General features: G+C 61.0%; 13 protein-coding genes. 7 read left to right on the top strand and 6 right to left on the bottom strand.

The genetic code is table 11. The features are described from left to right. The first annotated feature begins 162 nt into the window (after nt 1-162). Both AC0IXA_RS03230 and AC0IXA_RS03225 read left to right on the top strand, forming a co-directional pair. Nucleotides 163-843: a heavy metal response regulator transcription factor gene (locus tag AC0IXA_RS03230; RefSeq protein ID WP_123441992.1), complete on the top strand. Its 681-nt coding sequence runs from the start codon at nt 163-165 to the stop codon at nt 841-843. Next, the gene (locus tag AC0IXA_RS03225) at nt 843-2,192 is read left to right on the top strand and encodes a heavy metal sensor histidine kinase (RefSeq protein ID WP_471811676.1); all 1,350 of its coding nucleotides are present in this window, start codon (nt 843-845) and stop codon (nt 2,190-2,192) included. Before AC0IXA_RS03230 ends, AC0IXA_RS03225 begins: the two co-directional genes overlap by 1 nt. 97 nt (nt 2,193-2,289) lie before the next feature. On the opposite strand, the gene AC0IXA_RS03220 is transcribed toward AC0IXA_RS03225, so the two are convergent. From AC0IXA_RS03220 to AC0IXA_RS03210, 3 genes are all read right to left on the bottom strand, one after another. Beyond that, entirely contained in the window at nt 2,290-3,534 is a 1,245-nt protein-coding gene (locus AC0IXA_RS03220; protein WP_024013627.1) for a lipoprotein-releasing ABC transporter permease subunit, read from the bottom strand. Between the two features lie 63 nt (nt 3,535-3,597). Next, a complete protein-coding gene (gene lolD, locus AC0IXA_RS03215; RefSeq protein ID WP_471811674.1) occupies nt 3,598-4,296 on the bottom strand; it encodes a lipoprotein-releasing ABC transporter ATP-binding protein LolD in 699 nt (232 codons plus the stop codon). Beyond that, a complete protein-coding gene (locus tag AC0IXA_RS03210; RefSeq protein ID WP_471811672.1) occupies nt 4,289-5,539 on the bottom strand; it encodes a lipoprotein-releasing ABC transporter permease subunit in 1,251 nt (416 codons plus the stop codon). Before AC0IXA_RS03210 ends, lolD begins: the two co-directional genes overlap by 8 nt. 94 nt (nt 5,540-5,633) lie before the next feature. Here AC0IXA_RS03210 and AC0IXA_RS03205 point away from each other — a divergent pair, with 94 nt between their 5' ends. Both AC0IXA_RS03205 and AC0IXA_RS03200 read left to right on the top strand, forming a co-directional pair. Beyond that, entirely contained in the window at nt 5,634-6,215 is a 582-nt protein-coding gene (locus tag AC0IXA_RS03205; RefSeq protein ID WP_350570859.1) for a PilZ domain-containing protein, read from the top strand. Nucleotides 6,216-6,229: 14 nt separating this feature from the next. Continuing rightward, on the top strand, nt 6,230-6,952 hold the full coding sequence (locus tag AC0IXA_RS03200; RefSeq protein WP_008087738.1) for a glycerophosphodiester phosphodiesterase: 723 nt from the start codon (nt 6,230-6,232) through the stop codon (nt 6,950-6,952). Nucleotides 6,953-6,994: 42 nt separating this feature from the next. On the opposite strand, the gene sthA is transcribed toward AC0IXA_RS03200, so the two are convergent. Beyond that, nucleotides 6,995-8,389, bottom strand: a complete 1,395-nt coding sequence (gene sthA / locus AC0IXA_RS03195) for a Si-specific NAD(P)(+) transhydrogenase (protein ID WP_016775479.1) — start codon at nt 8,387-8,389, stop codon at nt 6,995-6,997. Nucleotides 8,390-8,590: 201 nt separating this feature from the next. Further along, nucleotides 8,591-9,637 carry an FAD:protein FMN transferase gene (locus tag AC0IXA_RS03190; protein ID WP_471811668.1) on the bottom strand — a complete coding sequence of 349 codons (1,047 nt, stop codon included), beginning with the start codon at nt 9,635-9,637 and terminating at the stop codon, nt 8,591-8,593. A 75-nt stretch (nt 9,638-9,712) separates the two neighbouring features. Here AC0IXA_RS03190 and tcuC point away from each other — a divergent pair, with 75 nt between their 5' ends. Next, entirely contained in the window at nt 9,713-11,011 is a 1,299-nt protein-coding gene (gene tcuC, locus AC0IXA_RS03185) for an MFS transporter (RefSeq protein WP_016775481.1), read from the top strand. Between the two features lie 172 nt (nt 11,012-11,183). On the opposite strand, the gene AC0IXA_RS03180 is transcribed toward tcuC, so the two are convergent. After that, nucleotides 11,184-12,647: a glyceraldehyde-3-phosphate dehydrogenase gene (locus tag AC0IXA_RS03180; RefSeq protein ID WP_101158759.1), complete on the bottom strand. Its 1,464-nt coding sequence runs from the start codon at nt 12,645-12,647 to the stop codon at nt 11,184-11,186. A gap of 354 nt (nt 12,648-13,001) precedes the next feature. Between AC0IXA_RS03180 and mfd the strand changes: the two genes are divergently transcribed. Then, nucleotides 13,002-16,451, top strand: a complete 3,450-nt coding sequence (mfd, locus tag AC0IXA_RS03175) for a transcription-repair coupling factor (RefSeq protein WP_024013632.1) — start codon at nt 13,002-13,004, stop codon at nt 16,449-16,451. Nucleotides 16,452-16,461: 10 nt separating this feature from the next. Beyond that, nucleotides 16,462-17,028 carry a CsiV family protein gene (locus tag AC0IXA_RS03170; protein WP_471811665.1) on the top strand — a complete coding sequence of 189 codons (567 nt, stop codon included), beginning with the start codon at nt 16,462-16,464 and terminating at the stop codon, nt 17,026-17,028. Nucleotides 17,029-17,033 lie beyond the last annotated feature (5 nt).

The raw sequence follows: 17,033 nt of genomic DNA, 5'->3' as shown, positions 1-17,033 counted from the left end.
GTACTCCAACAAGAGAAGGTTCAGCCTGTGGGAAACTCTAACCACCCCGGGCTGGCTTCGACCTGACAGGCAGATTACAACTTTGTCAGCTTGGCGCTTATCGCCGGATCTCACGGTATAACGCCCTCGCCCTTCCAAATACCAACCCCGCCCGAGTCGCCCATGAAACTGTTGATCGTCGAAGACCAAGCGAAAACCGGCCAATACCTGCGTCAGGGCCTGACCGAGGCCGGATTCAATACCGAGCTGGTGGCCGACGGAATCAGCGGCCAGCAATTGGCCTTGAGCGGCGACTACGCGCTGTTGATCCTCGATGTAATGCTGCCCGGGCGCAGTGGCTGGCAGATTCTCCAAGCGGTGCGCAGCGCCGGCCTCGACACGCCGGTACTTTTTCTCACCGCCAAAGACTCGGTGGAGGATAGGGTTCACGGCCTCGAACTGGGCGCCGACGATTATCTGGTCAAGCCATTCGCCTTTTCCGAGCTGCTCGCGCGGGTGCGCAGCCTGTTGCGGCGCGGCAGCGGAATCGCCCAGGAAACCAGTCTGCAACTGGCCGATCTGCGCCTGGATCTGATCCGCCGCCGGGTCGAACGCAGCGGCCAGCGCATCGACCTGACCGCCAAGGAATTCGCCCTGCTGGAAATGCTCCTGCGCCGTCAGGGTGAAGTCCTGCCCAAATCGCTGATCGCCTCGCAGGTCTGGGACATGAATTTCGACAGCGACACCAACGTCATCGAAGTGGCGATACGCCGCTTGCGCCTGAAGATCGACGATGACTTCCCCAACAAGTTGATCCACACCGTGCGCGGCATGGGTTACGTGCTCGAAGAGCGTTCGCTGTGATGCGTCGTTTGTCCTTGAGCACGCGCCTGGCGCTGTTGTTTGCCGCCTGCACTGCGGTGGTCTCGCTGTTCGCCGGGGTGCTGTTCGACCGCGCCAGCGAGGCGCACTTCATCGAACTTGATCAGCAACAACTGGAGACGAAACTGATCGGCCTGCGCCGCGCCTTGCAGGATCTCCAACCTGCCCAGCGCGAGGCGCGGCTGGCCGATGAACTCAGCCGTCAGGCGGATCTGTCGTTGCGCATCACCAGTGGCGATGGCCAGCACTGGTATGACAGCTCGGTGCAGATTCCGAAGAATCTGCCGCTGCAAACCGGCCTGTCGACCATCAGCCATGACGGCACCGATTACCGCGTGCTGCGCGCCCCGCTCTACCCGGACGCAGCGGATTCGCCACAACTGACGCTGCTGCTGGACATCACCCATCACCAGCATTTTCTTACGCGCATGCAGCATCTGATCTGGCTGACCGTCGGCCTGTCGGCGCTGGCTACTGCCCTGCTCGGGGCCTGGGCCGCGCGCAGCGGTCTGCGCCCGTTGCGGCGGATGAGCGCAGTGGCCCGTGGGATTTCCGCGCAATCGCTGAATGCCCGACTGCCTGAAGAGAAGATGCCGCCAGAGCTTGCAGAAATGGCCTACAGCTTCAACGCCATGCTCGAACGCCTCGACGACTCGTTTCAGCGCCTCTCGGCATTCTCCGCCGACATCGCCCATGAGCTGCGCACACCGTTGTCGAATCTGCTGACCCACACCCAGGTCACCCTCACCCGCCCACGCGCACTGGAGGACTACCGCGAAGCGCTGCACAGCAACCTCGAAGAACTGCAATGGATGGCGCAACTGGTCAACGACATGCTCTATCTGGCCAAGGCAGACCACGGCTTGCTGATGCCCAAGCGCGAACCGCTGGAACTGGCGGATGAAGCTGACATGTTGCTCGAGTTTTTTGCGCCATTGGCGGAAGACGCTGGCGTGAGTTTGAGCCGTGAAGGTGAAGCGCAAATCGAAGGTGATCGCGGCATGTTGCGCCGGGCCTTGTCGAACCTGCTGGATAACGCACTGCGGTTTACCCCGGCCGAGGGTTATGTGCGCTTGAGCATCGTCGACGAGGGGGAGATCGTGCGCGTCTGCGTCGAAAACAGTGGCGAGGGGGTTTCAGCGCAATTACTGCCACGTCTGTTTGACCGCTTCTATCGAGCGGATCCGGCGCGGCAGGAAGGCAGCAGTGAGCATGCGGGGTTGGGGTTGGCGATCACCCAGTCGATCGTGCGGGCACATGGCGGGACGATTCATTGCGAATCGGAGGCGGGGTTTACGCGGTTTGTGATCCAGTTACCGAAGCAGAACTGAGGCCAGCAGGTCCGGCCCCTTCGCGAGCAGGCTCGCTCCCACAGGGAAATGCATTCCAACCGTGGGAGCGAGCCTGCTCGCGAAGGCGGTCTAAAGGTTACGAGTATCTCAGCGCATGCGCCGGTTCGATCTTCGCCGCCCGCCACGCTGGATACACCGTGGCCAGGAAGCTCAGAATGAACCCCGCCGAGCAGATCAACAGCACATCACCGCCCTGCAATTCCGAGGGCAGGTTGCTGACGAAATACACGTCCGAACTGAAGATATGCTGGCCGGTCACACGCTCGACCCAGCCGACCAGTTCGCTGACATTGAGCGCCGCAATCACGCCCAGCACGCCGCCAATGATGGTGCCGACAATACCGATCACCGTGCCCTGGACCATGAAGATCGCCATGATCTGTCGCGGTGTGGCGCCGATGGTGCGCAGAATGGCGATGTCGGCGCCCTTGTCGTTCACCACCATGATCAGCGTCGCGATGATGTTGAACGCCGCCACCGCGACGATCATCAGCAACAGCAGGCCGATCATGGTTTTTTCCATCTTCATCGCGCTGAACAGGCTGCCCTGGGTGTGAGTCCAGTCGTCAGCCTTGAAGTCAGCGCCGAGGCCACCGGCAATGTCCGCAGACACCTTCGGCGCAGCGTACAGATCCTTGACCGCCAGACGCACACTCTGCACCTGATTCGGTTGCCAGTGCTGCATGGTCGCGGCGTCGGCGACGTGAATCAGGCCCATCGAGCCGTCCAGCTCGGCGCCGACCTTGAACACGCCAACCACATTCAGGCGCTGCATGCGCGGGGTGATACCGCCCGGTGCGGTACTGACTTCCGGAACGATCAAGGTGATCTTGTCGCCGACATTGAGGCGAAAACGCCGCGCGGTGATCTCACCGATCACCACACCGAATTCGCCCGGCTTCAAGGCATCCAGACGACCTTGGACGATGTGCTGGGCAACGATCGACACCTTGCCTTCCTGGGCCGGATCAACGCCGCTGATCTGAATCGGCTGCATCGAACCCTTGTAGGACAGCATGCCTTCCATCTCGGTGAACGGCACGGCGGCCGTCACTTCGGGATTTTTCATCGCGGCGGCGGCCACCGGCTGCCAGTCATCGATCGGCTTGACGCCAACGATGGTCGCATGGGGCACCATGCCGAGGATGCGCGAGCTCATTTCGCGCTGAAAGCCATTCATCACCGACAGCACCACGATCATCGCCAGCACGCCGAGGGCGAGGCCGATCATCGAGGTCATCGAAATGAACGAAACAAAGCGATTGCGGCGCTTGGCGCGGGTATAGCGCGTGCCGATAAAGATCGATAACGGTCTGAACATTCGCTGGGGCACCGTATAGAAATAAAAGACCCGGCGCCGTTACGGGCGCCGGGTTTCAGCCAGTCAGATGGGAGTGAGGCAACCTTCCTGCAACTGCAGAACGCGATCCATCTGGCGAGCCAGGTTCATGTCGTGCGTCACCACCAGGAACGCCGTGCGCATCGACGTGCTCAGCTCCAGCATCAGATCCTGGATGCCTTCGGCGGTGTGCAGGTCGAGGTTGCCGGTTGGCTCATCGAGCATCACCAGCCCCGGGTTGTTGACCAGGGCACGGGCGATGGCCACGCGCTGACGCTCGCCGCCGGACAGTTCCGCCGGTTTGTGTTCCAGACGATGGCCCAGCCCGACACGCTCCAGCAATGACGTGGCACGCTGACGCGCCTCCGGGATGGCGGTCCTGCCGATCAACAGCGGCATGCAGACGTTTTCCAGCGCGGTGAATTCCGGCAGCAAGTGGTGAAACTGATAAACGAAACCAAGCGCGCGATTGCGCAGCAGGCCACGCTTCTTCTCGCTCAACGCCGACAGCTCTTCGCCGTCGAGCCAGACGCTGCCCTTGCTCGGCGTATCGAGGCCGCCGAGCAGGTTGAGCAAGGTACTTTTGCCGGAACCGGATTTGCCCACGATCGCTACACGTTCGCCCGGGTGCAACTCCAGTTGCAGGCCGGCCAGCACTTGTACCGACTCAGGACCCTCCTCGTAGGATTTGCCCAGGTTACGGCAGCTCAGAATTGCTTGTTCACTCATGCCCGACTCACTCATAACGTAACGCCTCCGCCGGCTGGGTGCGCGCGGCACGCCAGGCGGGATACAGGGTGGCGAGGAAACTCAGGACCAACGCAGCGGCGCAGACCATGACGACGTCCTGGCTCTGGACCTGCGAAGGAAGATAATCAATGAAATACACGTCAGCATTAAGGAACTTGTGGCCGATCAGCCCTTCAAGCGCCGAAATGGCCGCACTGACATTCAGCGCCGCAAGGATCCCGACCACCGCGCCAATGGCCGTGCCGACCACGCCGATCACCGTGCCCTGAACCATGAACGTGCGCATGATCGTGCCCGGTGTCGCGCCGAGGGTACGCAGAATGGCGATGTCGCCCTTCTTGTCGTTGACCACCATCACCAGCGTGGAAATGATGTTGAACGCGGCAACGGCGACGATCAGCAGCAACAGCAGCCCGATCATGGCTTTTTCCATGCGGATCGCTTGATACAGGTTGCCGTGGGTGCGGGTCCAGTCGCGGGCGTAGTAACGATCTTCGCCGAGCTGCTGGGCAATGTTCCACGCCTCACGCGGTGCCTGGAACAGGTCGTCGAACTTCAGCCGCAGGCCCTGCACCTGATCGGCTTTCCAGCGATGCATTTTCGCCAGATCCTGCAGATTGGTCACGCCGAGGTAGCCGTCGAGCTCACCGGCGCCGACATGGAAAATGCCGACCACGGTGAAGCGCTTCATGCGCGGGAACATCCCGGCCGGGGTCACGCTGACCTCCGGCGCGACGAAGGTGACCTTGTCACCGATGCCGACGCCGAGCTTGGTCGCCGCCTTGTCGCCGATGACGATGCCGAAGCTGCCGGGAGTCAGGTCGTCGAGTTTGCCCTGCTTCATGAAGTTGTCGATGATCGACACATTGCGCTCGAGCGCAGGATCAATGGCATTGAGCAACACCTTGGAAACCTGACCGTTGTTGGTCAGCAGGCCCTGCATCTGGGTAAACGGCGCCACCGCCGTGACCTGCCGGTTCTGCTTGACCTTGTCGGCCAGTCTCTGCCAGTCATTGATCGGCTCGCCGGTCTCGAGAGTGGCGTGGGGCACCATGCCCAGCACGCGGGTGCGCATCTCATGGTCGAAGCCGTTCATCACCGACAGCACGACGATCATTACGACCACGCCAAGGGCGAGCCCGATCATCGAAGTCAGGGAAATGAATGACACAAAATGATTGCGACGCTTTGCACGGGTATAACGCGTGCCGATAAATACGAAGAGAGGTCTGAACATGTCGGGGCTTGTTCGGAGGGAAAAGGAACGTCCTTGTGGCGGGGGTCGAAAACCAGCTTTACACTCAGACCACCGCCGCTACCATGGGTTCGCCATGTCGACATTAGATGAAGAAGATCGCCGCGAATACTACCGTATCGAGGACACGATCGCACTGGAAATTCGGCCCCTGTCCGCTCCCGAAGCCGCAGGCCAGGAAGTGTTGCAGGATGCTTCCCCACTCTTCAACCTGCTCAGCGAACTGCACCTGAGCGAATTCGAGTCGCAGCACCTGTTGCGGCAGATCAGCGAGCGCGACCGCGCCATCGCCGCGTTCCTCAAATCGCAGAACAAACGCATCGACCTGCTCAGCCAGGTCATCGCCCTGACCGTGCTCGGCCAAATCGGCGAGCCGCAGCCGGTGATCATCTCCGAGGGCGGGATCGACTTTCAGTACCCGACCCCGATTGCCACTGGCGCACACCTGTCGGTGAAACTGGTGCTGATGCCGCAGGCACTCGGCCTGCTGCTGCGTGCCCGGGTCACCCATTGCGATCCCAAGGGCGATGGCTATGACGTCGGCACCGAGTTCGAGCGCCCGACCGATGCCCAGCGCCAATTGCTCGCGCGCTACATCTTGCAGAAGCAGGCTCAGGAACGCCGTCTGGCCCGCGAACAGAACGAATCTGGCATTTAACTTAAGGAAGCACCGTGACCCTCATCTACGGCCACCGCGGCGCCAAGGGCGAAGCACCGGAAAACACCCTGAGCAGCTTTCAGGAATGCCTCAAGCACGGCGTGCGCCGCTGCGAACTGGATCTGCACCTGTCCAAGGACGGCGAGCTGATGGTCATTCATGACCCGACCCTCAAGCGCACCACCGACCGTCGCGGCAAAGTCGTCGAGCACACCGCTGCCGAGCTGGTCACCTACGACGCGCGCAAGGGCGGCCCGGGCTGGATCAAGCCGTGCCCGATTCCGACGCTGGAAGAGTTGTTCGAGCAATGTGATTTCGAGCACTGGCAGCTGGAAGTCAAAAGCGCATCACGCACCCGCGCGGCGACTACCGTGCTGGCGATTCGGGAAATGGCTCAGCGCCACGGCCTGCTCGACAAGGTGACGATCACTTCGAGTTCGCGGGAAGTCTTGAAGGCAGCGCTGGATCTGGTACCCGACGTATCCCGTGGCCTGGTGGCCGAATATGCCTGGCTCGATCCGCTGAAAGTCGCGGCGAGCTACGGCTGCGAGATTCTCGCCTTGAACTGGACGCTGTGTACGCCGGAACGCCTGCAGAAGGCGCAGCGTCAGGGCCTGCATGTGTCGGTGTGGACCGTCAACGAGCCTGCGCTGATGCGCAGACTCGCCGACTTCGGCGTTGACAGCCTGATTACAGACTTTCCCGGTTTGGCCACTGCCACCCTTGAGAATTGCTGAAATCGGTCTCCCCGGCCGGCTCAGGCCACCGGCCGGAGCCCGTCAAAAAAGCCGGTTGAGGCCGTCGTACGCCGCGACCCGATAGGCTTCGGCCATGGTCGGGTAGTTGAACGTGGTGTTGACGAAATACTTCAGGGTGTTCAGCTCGCCCGGCTGGTTCATGATCGCCTGACCGATGTGCACGATCTCCGACGCCTGATAACCGAAGCAGTGCACGCCGAGCACTTCCAGCGTTTCGCGGTGGAAGAGGATCTTCAGCATGCCTTGCGGCTCACCGGCAATCTGCGCCCGCGCCATGCTCTTGAAGAACGCCTTGCCGACTTCGTACGGCACTTTCGCCTGGGTCAGCTCCTGCTCGTTCTTGCCGATCGAGCTGATCTCCGGAATGGTGTAGATGCCGGTCGGCACGTCATTGACGAAGCGCCAGCTGCCATTGTCGACGATGCTGCCAGCGGCCGAACGACCCTGGTCATGGGCGGCACTGGCCAGGCTTGGCCAGCCGATCACGTCACCGGCGCCGTAGATGTTTTCCACGCAGGTGCGGTAGTTCTGGTCGACTTCGATCTGGCCACGGCTGTTGACCTTGACCCCGATGTTTTCCAGACCCAGCGTGTCGGTGTTACCGGTACGGCCGTTGCACCAGAGCAAGGCGTCGGCCTTGATCTTCTTGCCGGATTTGAGATGCAGGATCACACCGTTGTCCACGCCTTCGACGCGGTCGTACTCTTCGTTGTGACGCACGGTGATGTTGTTGTTGCTGAAGTGGTAGCTCAACGCCTGGGAAATTTCCGAGTCGAGGAAGCTCAGCAACTGGCCACGGTTGTCGACCAGCTCGACCAGCACACCCAGACCACTGAAGATCGATGCGTATTCGCAACCGATCACACCAGCGCCGTAAACGATCAGTTTGCGCGGGGTGTGGCCGAGGCTGAGGATGGTGTCGCTATCGTAGATACGTGGGTGGTGGAAATCGATGTCCGCCGGGCGATACGGACGCGAACCGGTGGCGATGATGATGTGCTTCGCCACCAGCTTCTCGACCACGCCGTTGCCGCAGACCACTTCGATGGTTTGCTCGTCGGCGAAGCTGCCGGTACCGAAGAACACGTCGACGCGATTACGGGCGTAGTAGCCGGTGCGTGATGCGACTTGTTTGGAAATGACTTTTTCGGCGCTTTTCAACACGTCCGGAAAGGAGAACCAGCGTGGCTCGCCGATCGCGCGGAACATCGGGTTGGTGTTGAACTGCATGATCTGCCGCACCGAGTGACGCAGTGCCTTGGACGGGATGGTGCCGAGGTGGGTGCAGTTGCCGCCGACCTGACGACGGCTGTCGACCATCGCGACCTTGCGCCCCGCTTTGGCGGCGTTCATTGCCGCGCCTTCTCCCGCCGGGCCGGAACCCAGTACCACCACGTCGTAGTTGTAGACAGCCATGCGTACTCCTCAGAACAGGCCGCGGTGCCAGCAGCACCGGCGGCTAAATCACGCCGAACGGCGGCGCGAAGGAACAATTGGGGGCCAGTGAAGAACCCGGACACAGTCTATAGAAGCGTCAACGCCGCGCACATTAACCCTTGGTCGCGTCGTAGGCTACTTTTGCCTGCACTACAACGCCAGCTTTCGTCTTGTCTTCGGTCAGTTTTTTTCACCGACAAGCTGCGCAAATGCCTGACTGCTGCGGGTGACAAAACCTGTATCGGCACGCAGGACAAAGAATGCAGCAATGTCATGCTTTTGGGCATAGTCCCGCGCCCTTTCCGGCCCGAGAATCAGCAACAGCGTCGATAGTCCATCGGCCATCAACGCTGAAGGATGAATCACCGTGACTGACGCCAGATCATGTAGGACCGGTCGCCCGCTGCGTGCATCGAAGGTGTGGGAATAACGCCGACCGTCCTGCAGAAAATAATGGCGGTAGTCACCGGAGGTGGACACGCCGTAGCCATCGACATCGATAATCCGCTCGGCCACTTGCTGGTCATCGCGAGGCTCTTCGAGAGCGATGCGCCACGCTGAACCATCCGGCTTCTTGCCCCGGGCTTTGAGTTCGCCCGTGGCTTCGACCAGATAATTGTCGATGCCCATGCCCTGCAATCTGGCGGCGATGGCATCCACGGCGTAACCGGCGGCAATACTGTTGAAGTCGACTTCGACGGCGGCGTCCTTGCACAACTGCTCGCCGTCGATGCGCAGATGCTGATGACCGACTCGCTGCATGACCTCGGCCACAGCGGCCGCATCAGGGATCTTTTCTTCGCGTCCTTGCGGGCCGAATCCCCAGAGGTCCAGCAGCGGCTCTACGGTCAGGTCGTAGGAGCCTTCACTTTGCATTGAAAGCTGTTCGCCGATGCGGACCAATTCGAGCACCGCCGCCGGCATGGATTGGCAGCTATCGGCGGGCAATGCGTTGAAACGTTCGATCACCGAATCACTTCGGTAAGTCGACATCTGCCGATCGACTTCGCCGAGGATAGCCTCCACTTCGCCGCGCACCATTGATGGATCGGCGACCCCGGCGTGGCGCACGTACTTGACCGACCAGGTGCTGCCCATGGTCGAACCGCCAACCTGTTCCAGGGAATCGCTGGTGCCGCAGCCGCCGATTGCCACCGCCAACACCACAGACCCCCACCAGCGTCCAGTTAACAATTCTTCATCTCCCCGCAAAACCACGGCGGCCATTATGAACTACAAGCGCCCGCTCGCTTCCCCATGGCTGCAACGCCTTTATACAAAATTGAACAGTGAGTACCTCCCATGTCCTCCACCACGGGCAAAGGCAAAGCGATCTTTCGCGTTGTCAGCGGCAACTTCCTCGAAATGTTCGACTTCATGGTCTACGGCTTCTATGCCACGGCCATCGCCAAAACCTTCTTCCCCACCGACAGCGCCTTCGCTTCGCTGATGCTGTCGCTGGCGACCTTCGGCGCCGGCTTCCTGATGCGCCCGCTGGGGGCAATTTTCCTCGGCGCCTATATCGACCGTCACGGACGGCGCAAAGGGCTGATCATCACTTTGGCGATGATGGCCGCCGGTACGGTGCTGATTGCCTGCGTGCCCGGTTACGCGACGCTCGGCGTCGCAGCACCGCTACTGGTGTTGTTCGGCCGCCTGCTGCAAGGCTTCTCGGCGGGCGTGGAATTGGGCGGCGTGTCGGTGTATCTGGCGGAAATTTCTACGCCGGGGCGTAAAGGCTTTTTCGTCAGTTGGCAGTCCGCCAGCCAACAGGCAGCCGTGGTGTTCGCTGGCTTGCTCGGCGTTGCTCTGAATCACTGGCTGAGTCCGGAGCAAATGGGCGAATGGGGCTGGCGCGTGCCGTTCCTGATTGGCTGCATGATCGTGCCGGTGATTTTCTTCATCCGTCGCTCGCTGGAAGAAACTCCGGAATTCCAAGCGCGAACCCACCGCCCTACCCTCGGCGAAATCGTCCGCTCGATCGGCCAGAACTTCGGCATCGTCATTGCCGGCATGGCGCTGGTGGTGATGACCACGGTGTCGTTCTACCTGATCACTGCGTACACGCCTACGTTTGGCAAGGCTGAGCTGCATCTGTCGGACCTCGACGCCTTGCTGGTGACGGTGTGCATCGGCTTGTCGAACTTCTTCTGGCTACCGGTGATGGGCGCGGTATCCGACAAGATCGGGAGAAAACCCCTACTGTTGGCGGCGACGATTCTGGCGATCCTCACGGCGTATCCGGCATTGTCGTGGCTGGTGGCGAACCCGAGCTTCAGCCATTTGCTGATTGTCGAACTGTGGCTGTCGTTTCTTTATGGCTCGTACAACGGCGCGATGGTGGTGGCACTGACCGAGATCATGCCGGTGGAAGTGCGCACGACCGGGTTTTCCTTGGCCTACAGCCTGGCAACGGCGACGTTCGGCGGGTTTACTCCGGCGGCGTGCACCTATCTGATTCATGTGCTGGACAACAAGGCAGCACCGGGGATCTGGCTCAGTGGCGCGGCGGTACTGGGGTTGATTGCGACGTTGGTATTGTTCCGTGGCAACCGGCATGAGTTGCGCACGGCGCAGGCTTCGGTAGCCAGCGGCGCCTGACAGAATGCTTTCGCGAGCAGGCTCGCTCCCACAGAAGATTGTGAACGACACTGATCCAGTGTGGGAGCGAGCCCGCTCGCGAAGAGGCCGGCAAGGACACCGAAGATCCAACAGGCCCACAAACAAAAACGCCCCGACAAAATGCCGGGGCGTTTTCATTCAAGCCTGAGGCTTAGCGCGGGAACGCTGGCGGATTCACATCAGCCATGTCTTCCATTACGCGAACTACCTGGCAGCTGTAGCCGAACTCGTTGTCGTACCAAACGTACAGAACGACGCGGTTGTCCTGCACGATGGTCGCTTCAGCGTCGACCACACCAGCGTGACGCGAGCCGACGAAGTCGGTCGACACCACTTCCTGCGAATTGACGAAGTCGATCTGCTTGTGCAGATCGGAGTGCAGCGCCATGTAGCGCAGGTACTCGTTCATCTCTTCACGGGTGGCGGCTTTCTCAAGGTTGAGGTTGAGAATGGCCATCGACACGTTTGGCGTCGGCACACGGATCGCGTTACCGGTCAGCTTGCCGGCCAGCTCAGGCAGAGCCTTGGCAGCAGCGGTGGCGGCGCCGGTCTCGGTGATCACCATGTTCAGCGCGGCGCTGCGGCCACGGCGATCGCCCTTGTGGAAGTTGTCGATCAGGTTCTGGTCGTTGGTGTACGAGTGAACGGTTTCGACGTGACCGTTGATGATGCCGAACTTGTCGTTGACCGCTTTGAGCACCGGCACGATGGCGTTGGTGGTGCAGGACGCAGCCGAGACGATCTTGTCGTCAGCGGTGATTTCACCGTGGTTGATGCCGTGAACGATGTTCTTCAGCTTGCCCTTGCCAGGCGCGGTCAGAACAACGCGGTCGATGCCCGGGCAGGCCAGGTGCTGACCCAGGCCATCGGCGTCACGCCAGACACCGGTGTTGTCCACCAGCAGCGCGTCTTTGATGCCGTACTGGGTGTAATCCACCTCGGTCGGGTTCTTCGCGTAGATCACCTGGATCAGGTTACCGTTGGCGGTGATGGTGTTGTTTTCTTCGTCGATGGTAATGGTGCCGTTGAACGAACCGTGTACCGAATCGCGACGCAGCAGGCTGGCGCGTTTGGTCAGGTCGTTCTCGGCGCCTTTGCGCACGACGATGGCGCGCAGACGCAGGCCGTCGCCACCACCGGTTTTCTCGATCAGGATGCGCGCCAGCAGACGGCCGATACGACCGAAGCCGTATAGAACAACGTCGGTGCCTTTGCGGGCCGAGGCGTTCTGCTGGCCAACCACGTCAGCCATCTCTTCACGCACGAACTGCTCGGCGCTGCGGCCGTTGCCTTCGTTACGGAATTTGAACGCCAGCTTGCCCAGATCCACCGACGCCGCGCCGAGCTTGAGCTCGCTCATGGCCTTGAGCAGTGGGAATGTTTCGTGGACGGAGAGTTCGCTGTCGTCCGAAGAACGGTGGCGAGCAAAGCGGTGAGCTTTGAGAATCGCGATGACAGACTGGTTGATCAGGCTGCGGCCATAGATCGAGCTAACCACGTTGTTATTGCGGTAGAGCTGACCGATAAGCGGGATCATCGCTTCTGCGAGTGCTTCACGGTCGATCCATTCACCAAGACACTGGTCGGGCTTCTGAGTCACGGTAACCTTCCACATGTAGGGGCAGAAAAAAGGGGCTACATTATGCCGCCGACAAGCCCTTTCAGCAATGCGCGCTTGTCGCGCAATCGGTAACAAATTCCCGTTCAAAAAATTTACGCCTTTCTCCAGCCCAGTAAAACCGGGGCTTTCAGCGCAGTCAATTTTTCGACGACTGTTAGACGATGTCTGTAACCCTCCGTAACACCACCCGGTTTCGGCACTACATAACCATGAAAAAAGTGCTCGTTTTTATGGTTACCACTACATTTCGTCCAAACCGTGAAGATAGACGCAGTCTACAACTGACAGGCGGCACCGGAGGCCGCTACAATTACCGACTTTGTCGCAACGCCTGGAGCTCAACTTTCCGTGCCTGTTCTGCGTCTACCGCTACTCCCTGCCGAAGCAGGTAAACAGCACTGGGGCAATCTGCCCGGTGCCGCCCTCAGCCTGGCGATTGCCGAGGCTGCCAGCGCTGCCAAGCGCTTTACCCTGCTGCTGACCGCCGACAGCCAAAGCGCCGAACGGCTGGAACAGGAGCTGAGTTTCTTCGCCCCGGATTTGCCCGTACTGCATTTCCCCGACTGGGAAACCCTGCCCTACGACCTGTTCTCGCCGCACCAGGACATCATCTCCCAGCGCATCGCCAGCCTGTATCGCCTGCCGGAACTGGCCCACGGCGTGCTGGTGGTTCCGATCACCACCGCTTTGCATCGCTTGGCGCCGACCAAGTTCCTCCTCGGCAGCAGCCTGGTGCTGGACATCGGCCAGAAGCTCGACGTCGAACAGATGCGCGCGCGGCTCGAAGCCAGCGGCTATCGCTATGTCGACACGGTGTACGAGCACGGCGAGTTCACCGTACGCGGCGCGCTGATCGACCTGTTCCCGATGGGCAGCAAGCTGCCGTATCGCATCGACCTGTTCGACGACGAAATCGAAACCCTGCGTACCTTCGATCCGGAAACCCAGCGCTCGATCGACAAGGTCGAGTCGGTCAAGCTGCTGCCGGCCCGCGAGTTTCCATTGCAGAAAGACGCAGTCACCCGCTTCAAGGCGCGTTTCCGTGAGCGCTTTGACGTCGATTTTCGCCGCTGCCCGATCTTTCAAGATTTAAGCAGCGGTATCACCCCGGCCGGCATCGAGTACTACCTGCCGCTGTTCTTCGACGAAACCTCGACGCTGTTCGACTACCTGCCCCAGGACACCCAGGTGTTCTCGCTGCCGGGCATCGAGCAGGCGGCGGAAAACTTCTGGAACGACGTGCGCAATCGTTACGAAGAACGCCGCGTCGATCCTTCGCGTCCTTTATTGCCACCGGCCGAACTGTTCCTGCCGGTAGAAGATTGCTTCGCGCGTCTGAAGAATTGGCCGCGAGTCGTCGCAAGTCAGCAAGACGTTGAAAGCGGTGTCGGCCGTGAACGATTCCCGGCGCACGCGCTGCCGGATCTGGCCATCGAAGCCAAAGCCACGCAACCACTGGCGGCGCTGGCCGGTTTCCTCGAAGAATTCCCCGGTCGCGTGCTGTTCACCGCCGAATCGGCGGGTCGTCGCGAAGTCCTGCTGGAACTGTTGGAACGCCTGAAGTTGCGGCCGAAAACCGTCGACAGCTGGCCAGACTTCGTTGCCAGCAAGGATCGTCTGGCGATCACTATCGCCCCGCTCGACGAAGGTCTGCTGCTCGACGACCCGGCGCTGGCGCTGGTGGCGGAAAGTCCGCTGTTCGGCCAACGGGTCATGCAACGTCGTCGCCGCGAGAAGCGCAGCGACGTCAGCAACGATGCGGTAATCAAGAACCTCACCGAACTGCGTGAAGGCGCGCCGGTGGTGCATATCGATCACGGCGTCGGCCGCTACCTTGGCCTGACGATTCTGGAAATCGACAATCAGGCCGCCGAATTCCTCACCCTCGAATACGCCGAGAACGCCAAGCTTTACGTGCCGGTGGCCAACCTGCACCTGATCGCGCGCTACACCGGCAGCGACGATTCGCTCGCGCCGTTGCACCGCCTCGGTTCGGAAACCTGGCAGAAAGCCAAGCGCAAAGCCGCCGAGCAGGTGCGTGACGTCGCCGCCGAATTGCTCGACATTTACGCCCGTCGTGCCGCCCGTGAAGGTTACGCCTTCGCCGACCCGAAGGCCGATTACGCCACCTTCAGCGCCGGTTTCCCGTTCGAAGAAACACCCGATCAGCAAGCGACCATCGAGGCGGTACGCGAAGACATGCTCGCGCCGAAACCGATGGACCGGCTGGTCTGCGGCGACGTTGGCTTCGGCAAGACAGAAGTGGCCATGCGCGCCGCGTTCATCGCCGTGCACGGCGGTCGTCAGGTGGCGATTCTGGTGCCGACCACCCTGCTCGCCCAGCAGCACTACAACAGTTTCCGCGACCGCTTCGCCGACTGGCCGGTGACGGTCGAAGTGATGAGTCGATTCAAATCGGCCAAGGAAGTCAACGCGGCGATCGCCGATCTGGCGGAAGGCAAGATCGACATCGTCATCGGCACGCACAAACTGCTGTCCGATGATGTGAAGATCAAAAACCTCGGGCTGGTGATCATCGACGAAGAACACCGCTTTGGCGTACGCCAGAAAGAACAGCTCAAGGCCCTGCGCAGCGAGGTCGACATTCTGACCCTGACTGCGACGCCGATTCCGCGCACGCTGAACATGGCGGTGTCGGGCATGCGCGACCTGTCGATCATCGCCACGCCACCAGCGCGGCGCCTGTCGGTGCGCACCTTCGTCATGGAGCAGAACAAGAGCACGGTCAAAGAGGCCCTGCTGCGTGAACTGCTGCGTGGCGGTCAGGTTTACTATCTGCACAACGATGTGAAGACCATCGAGAAATGCGCCGCCGACCTCGCCGAACTGGTGCCGGAAGCGCGCATCGGTATCGGCCACGGGCAGATGCGCGAACGTGAACTCGAACAGGTGATGAGCGACTTCTACCACAAGCGCTTCAACGTGCTGATCGCCTCGACCATCATCGAGACCGGCATCGACGTGCCGAGCGCCAACACCATCATCATCGAGCGCGCCGACAAGTTCGGCCTGGCCCAGCTGCACCAGTTGCGAGGCCGCGTTGGCCGCAGTCACCACCAGGCTTACGCCTACCTGCTGACGCCGCCGCGCCAGCAGATCACTTCCGACGCGGAAAAGCGTCTGGAGGCGATCGCCAATACCCAGGACCTCGGCGCCGGTTTCGTGCTGGCGACCAACGACCTGGAAATCCGTGGCGCCGGCGAACTGCTGGGCGATGGTCAGAGCGGGCAGATACAGGCCGTCGGCTTCACCCTGTACATGGAAATGCTCGAGCGCGCAGTGAAGTCGATCCGCAAGGGCGAGCAGCCGAACCTCGATCAACCGCTGGGCGGCGGCCCGGAAGTCAATCTGCGGGTGCCGGCGCTGATTCCGGAAGATTACCTGCCGGATGTGCATGCGCGGCTGATTCTGTATAAACGCATCGCCTCGGCCACCGACGAGGAAGGCCTCAAGGATCTGCAGGTGGAGATGATCGACCGCTTCGGCCTGTTGCCGGAGCCGACCAAGAACCTGGTGCGGATCACCGCGCTGAAATTGCAGGCGGAAAAGCTCGGCATCAAGAAAGTCGACGGCGGGCCGCAAGGCGGGCGTATCGAGTTCGAAGCGCAGACGCCGGTTGACCCGATGACCCTGATCAAGCTGATCCAGACACAGCCCAAGCGCTACAAGTTCGAAGGCGCGACGATGTTTAAATTCCAGGTGCCGATGGAGCGCCCGGAAGAACGTTTCAATACTGTCGAGGCGCTGTTTGAGCGTCTCATCCCGAAATCCGCTTGAAGGACGTCCGATGCGCCTGTTCCGCTCTCTGACTTTGTTGCTTGCACTTGCAGCACCGACGGCGTTTGCCGATGACACGTATCAGGTCGAAATGATCCTGGTGCGCCAGAATGCCGTCCCGGCCATCGTCAGCCGCGCCGCCCCGGAAGACTGGGCCGCAGGCGCCCAGCGTCTGGGCAGCGACAGCCAGCGCACCCCGGCGCTGAATGATGTAGTGAACAAACTCACCGCCAGCGGCGAGTACACCGTGCTGATGCACAAAGCCTGGCAGCAGAGCCTCGGCGAAGCGCCGGCGAAAGTCGCAGTGAGCGAAGGTCAGGAGCAGTTCGGCCAGTTCCCGATCGAGGGCACGCTGGAAATGAAACTCGGCCGCTTCACCGACGTGACCGCCGATTTCTGGGTCAATCAGATCGACGCCAATGGCCTGGTCACTGCCAGTGAGCGCCTGCGTCAGGACCGCCACACCAAGAACGGCCAGCTCAATTACCTCGACAACGGCCACCTGGCCCTGCTGATCAAGATCACTTCCCTGACCGCGCCAGCGCCTCGCGAAGCGCCTGAAGTCGTGCCGGACTGATCGAA

The organism is Pseudomonas sp. AC083, from assembly GCF_979253165.1.
This window is presented reverse-complemented; position numbering and strand designations above follow the sequence as displayed.

What these genes read in the sequence shown, in the direction of transcription:
- AC0IXA_RS03230 (WP_123441992.1), top strand. Translation starts at nt 163, where the DNA reads ATGAAACTGTTGATCGTCGAAGACCAAGCGAAAACCGGCCAATACCTG.
- AC0IXA_RS03225 (WP_471811676.1), top strand. Translation starts at nt 843, where the DNA reads ATGCGTCGTTTGTCCTTGAGCACGCGCCTGGCGCTGTTGTTTGCCGCC.
- AC0IXA_RS03220 (WP_024013627.1), bottom strand. Translation starts at nt 3,534, where the DNA reads ATGTTCAGACCGTTATCGATCTTTATCGGCACGCGCTATACCCGCGCC.
- lolD (WP_471811674.1), bottom strand. Translation starts at nt 4,296, where the DNA reads ATGAGTGAGTCGGGCATGAGTGAACAAGCAATTCTGAGCTGCCGTAAC.
- AC0IXA_RS03210 (WP_471811672.1), bottom strand. Translation starts at nt 5,539, where the DNA reads ATGTTCAGACCTCTCTTCGTATTTATCGGCACGCGTTATACCCGTGCA.
- AC0IXA_RS03205 (WP_350570859.1), top strand. Translation starts at nt 5,634, where the DNA reads ATGTCGACATTAGATGAAGAAGATCGCCGCGAATACTACCGTATCGAG.
- sthA (WP_016775479.1), bottom strand. Translation starts at nt 8,389, where the DNA reads ATGGCTGTCTACAACTACGACGTGGTGGTACTGGGTTCCGGCCCGGCG.
- AC0IXA_RS03190 (WP_471811668.1), bottom strand. Translation starts at nt 9,637, where the DNA reads ATGGCCGCCGTGGTTTTGCGGGGAGATGAAGAATTGTTAACTGGACGC.
- tcuC (WP_016775481.1), top strand. Translation starts at nt 9,713, where the DNA reads ATGTCCTCCACCACGGGCAAAGGCAAAGCGATCTTTCGCGTTGTCAGC.
- AC0IXA_RS03180 (WP_101158759.1), bottom strand. Translation starts at nt 12,647, where the DNA reads ATGTGGAAGGTTACCGTGACTCAGAAGCCCGACCAGTGTCTTGGTGAA.
- AC0IXA_RS03170 (WP_471811665.1), top strand. Translation starts at nt 16,462, where the DNA reads ATGCGCCTGTTCCGCTCTCTGACTTTGTTGCTTGCACTTGCAGCACCG.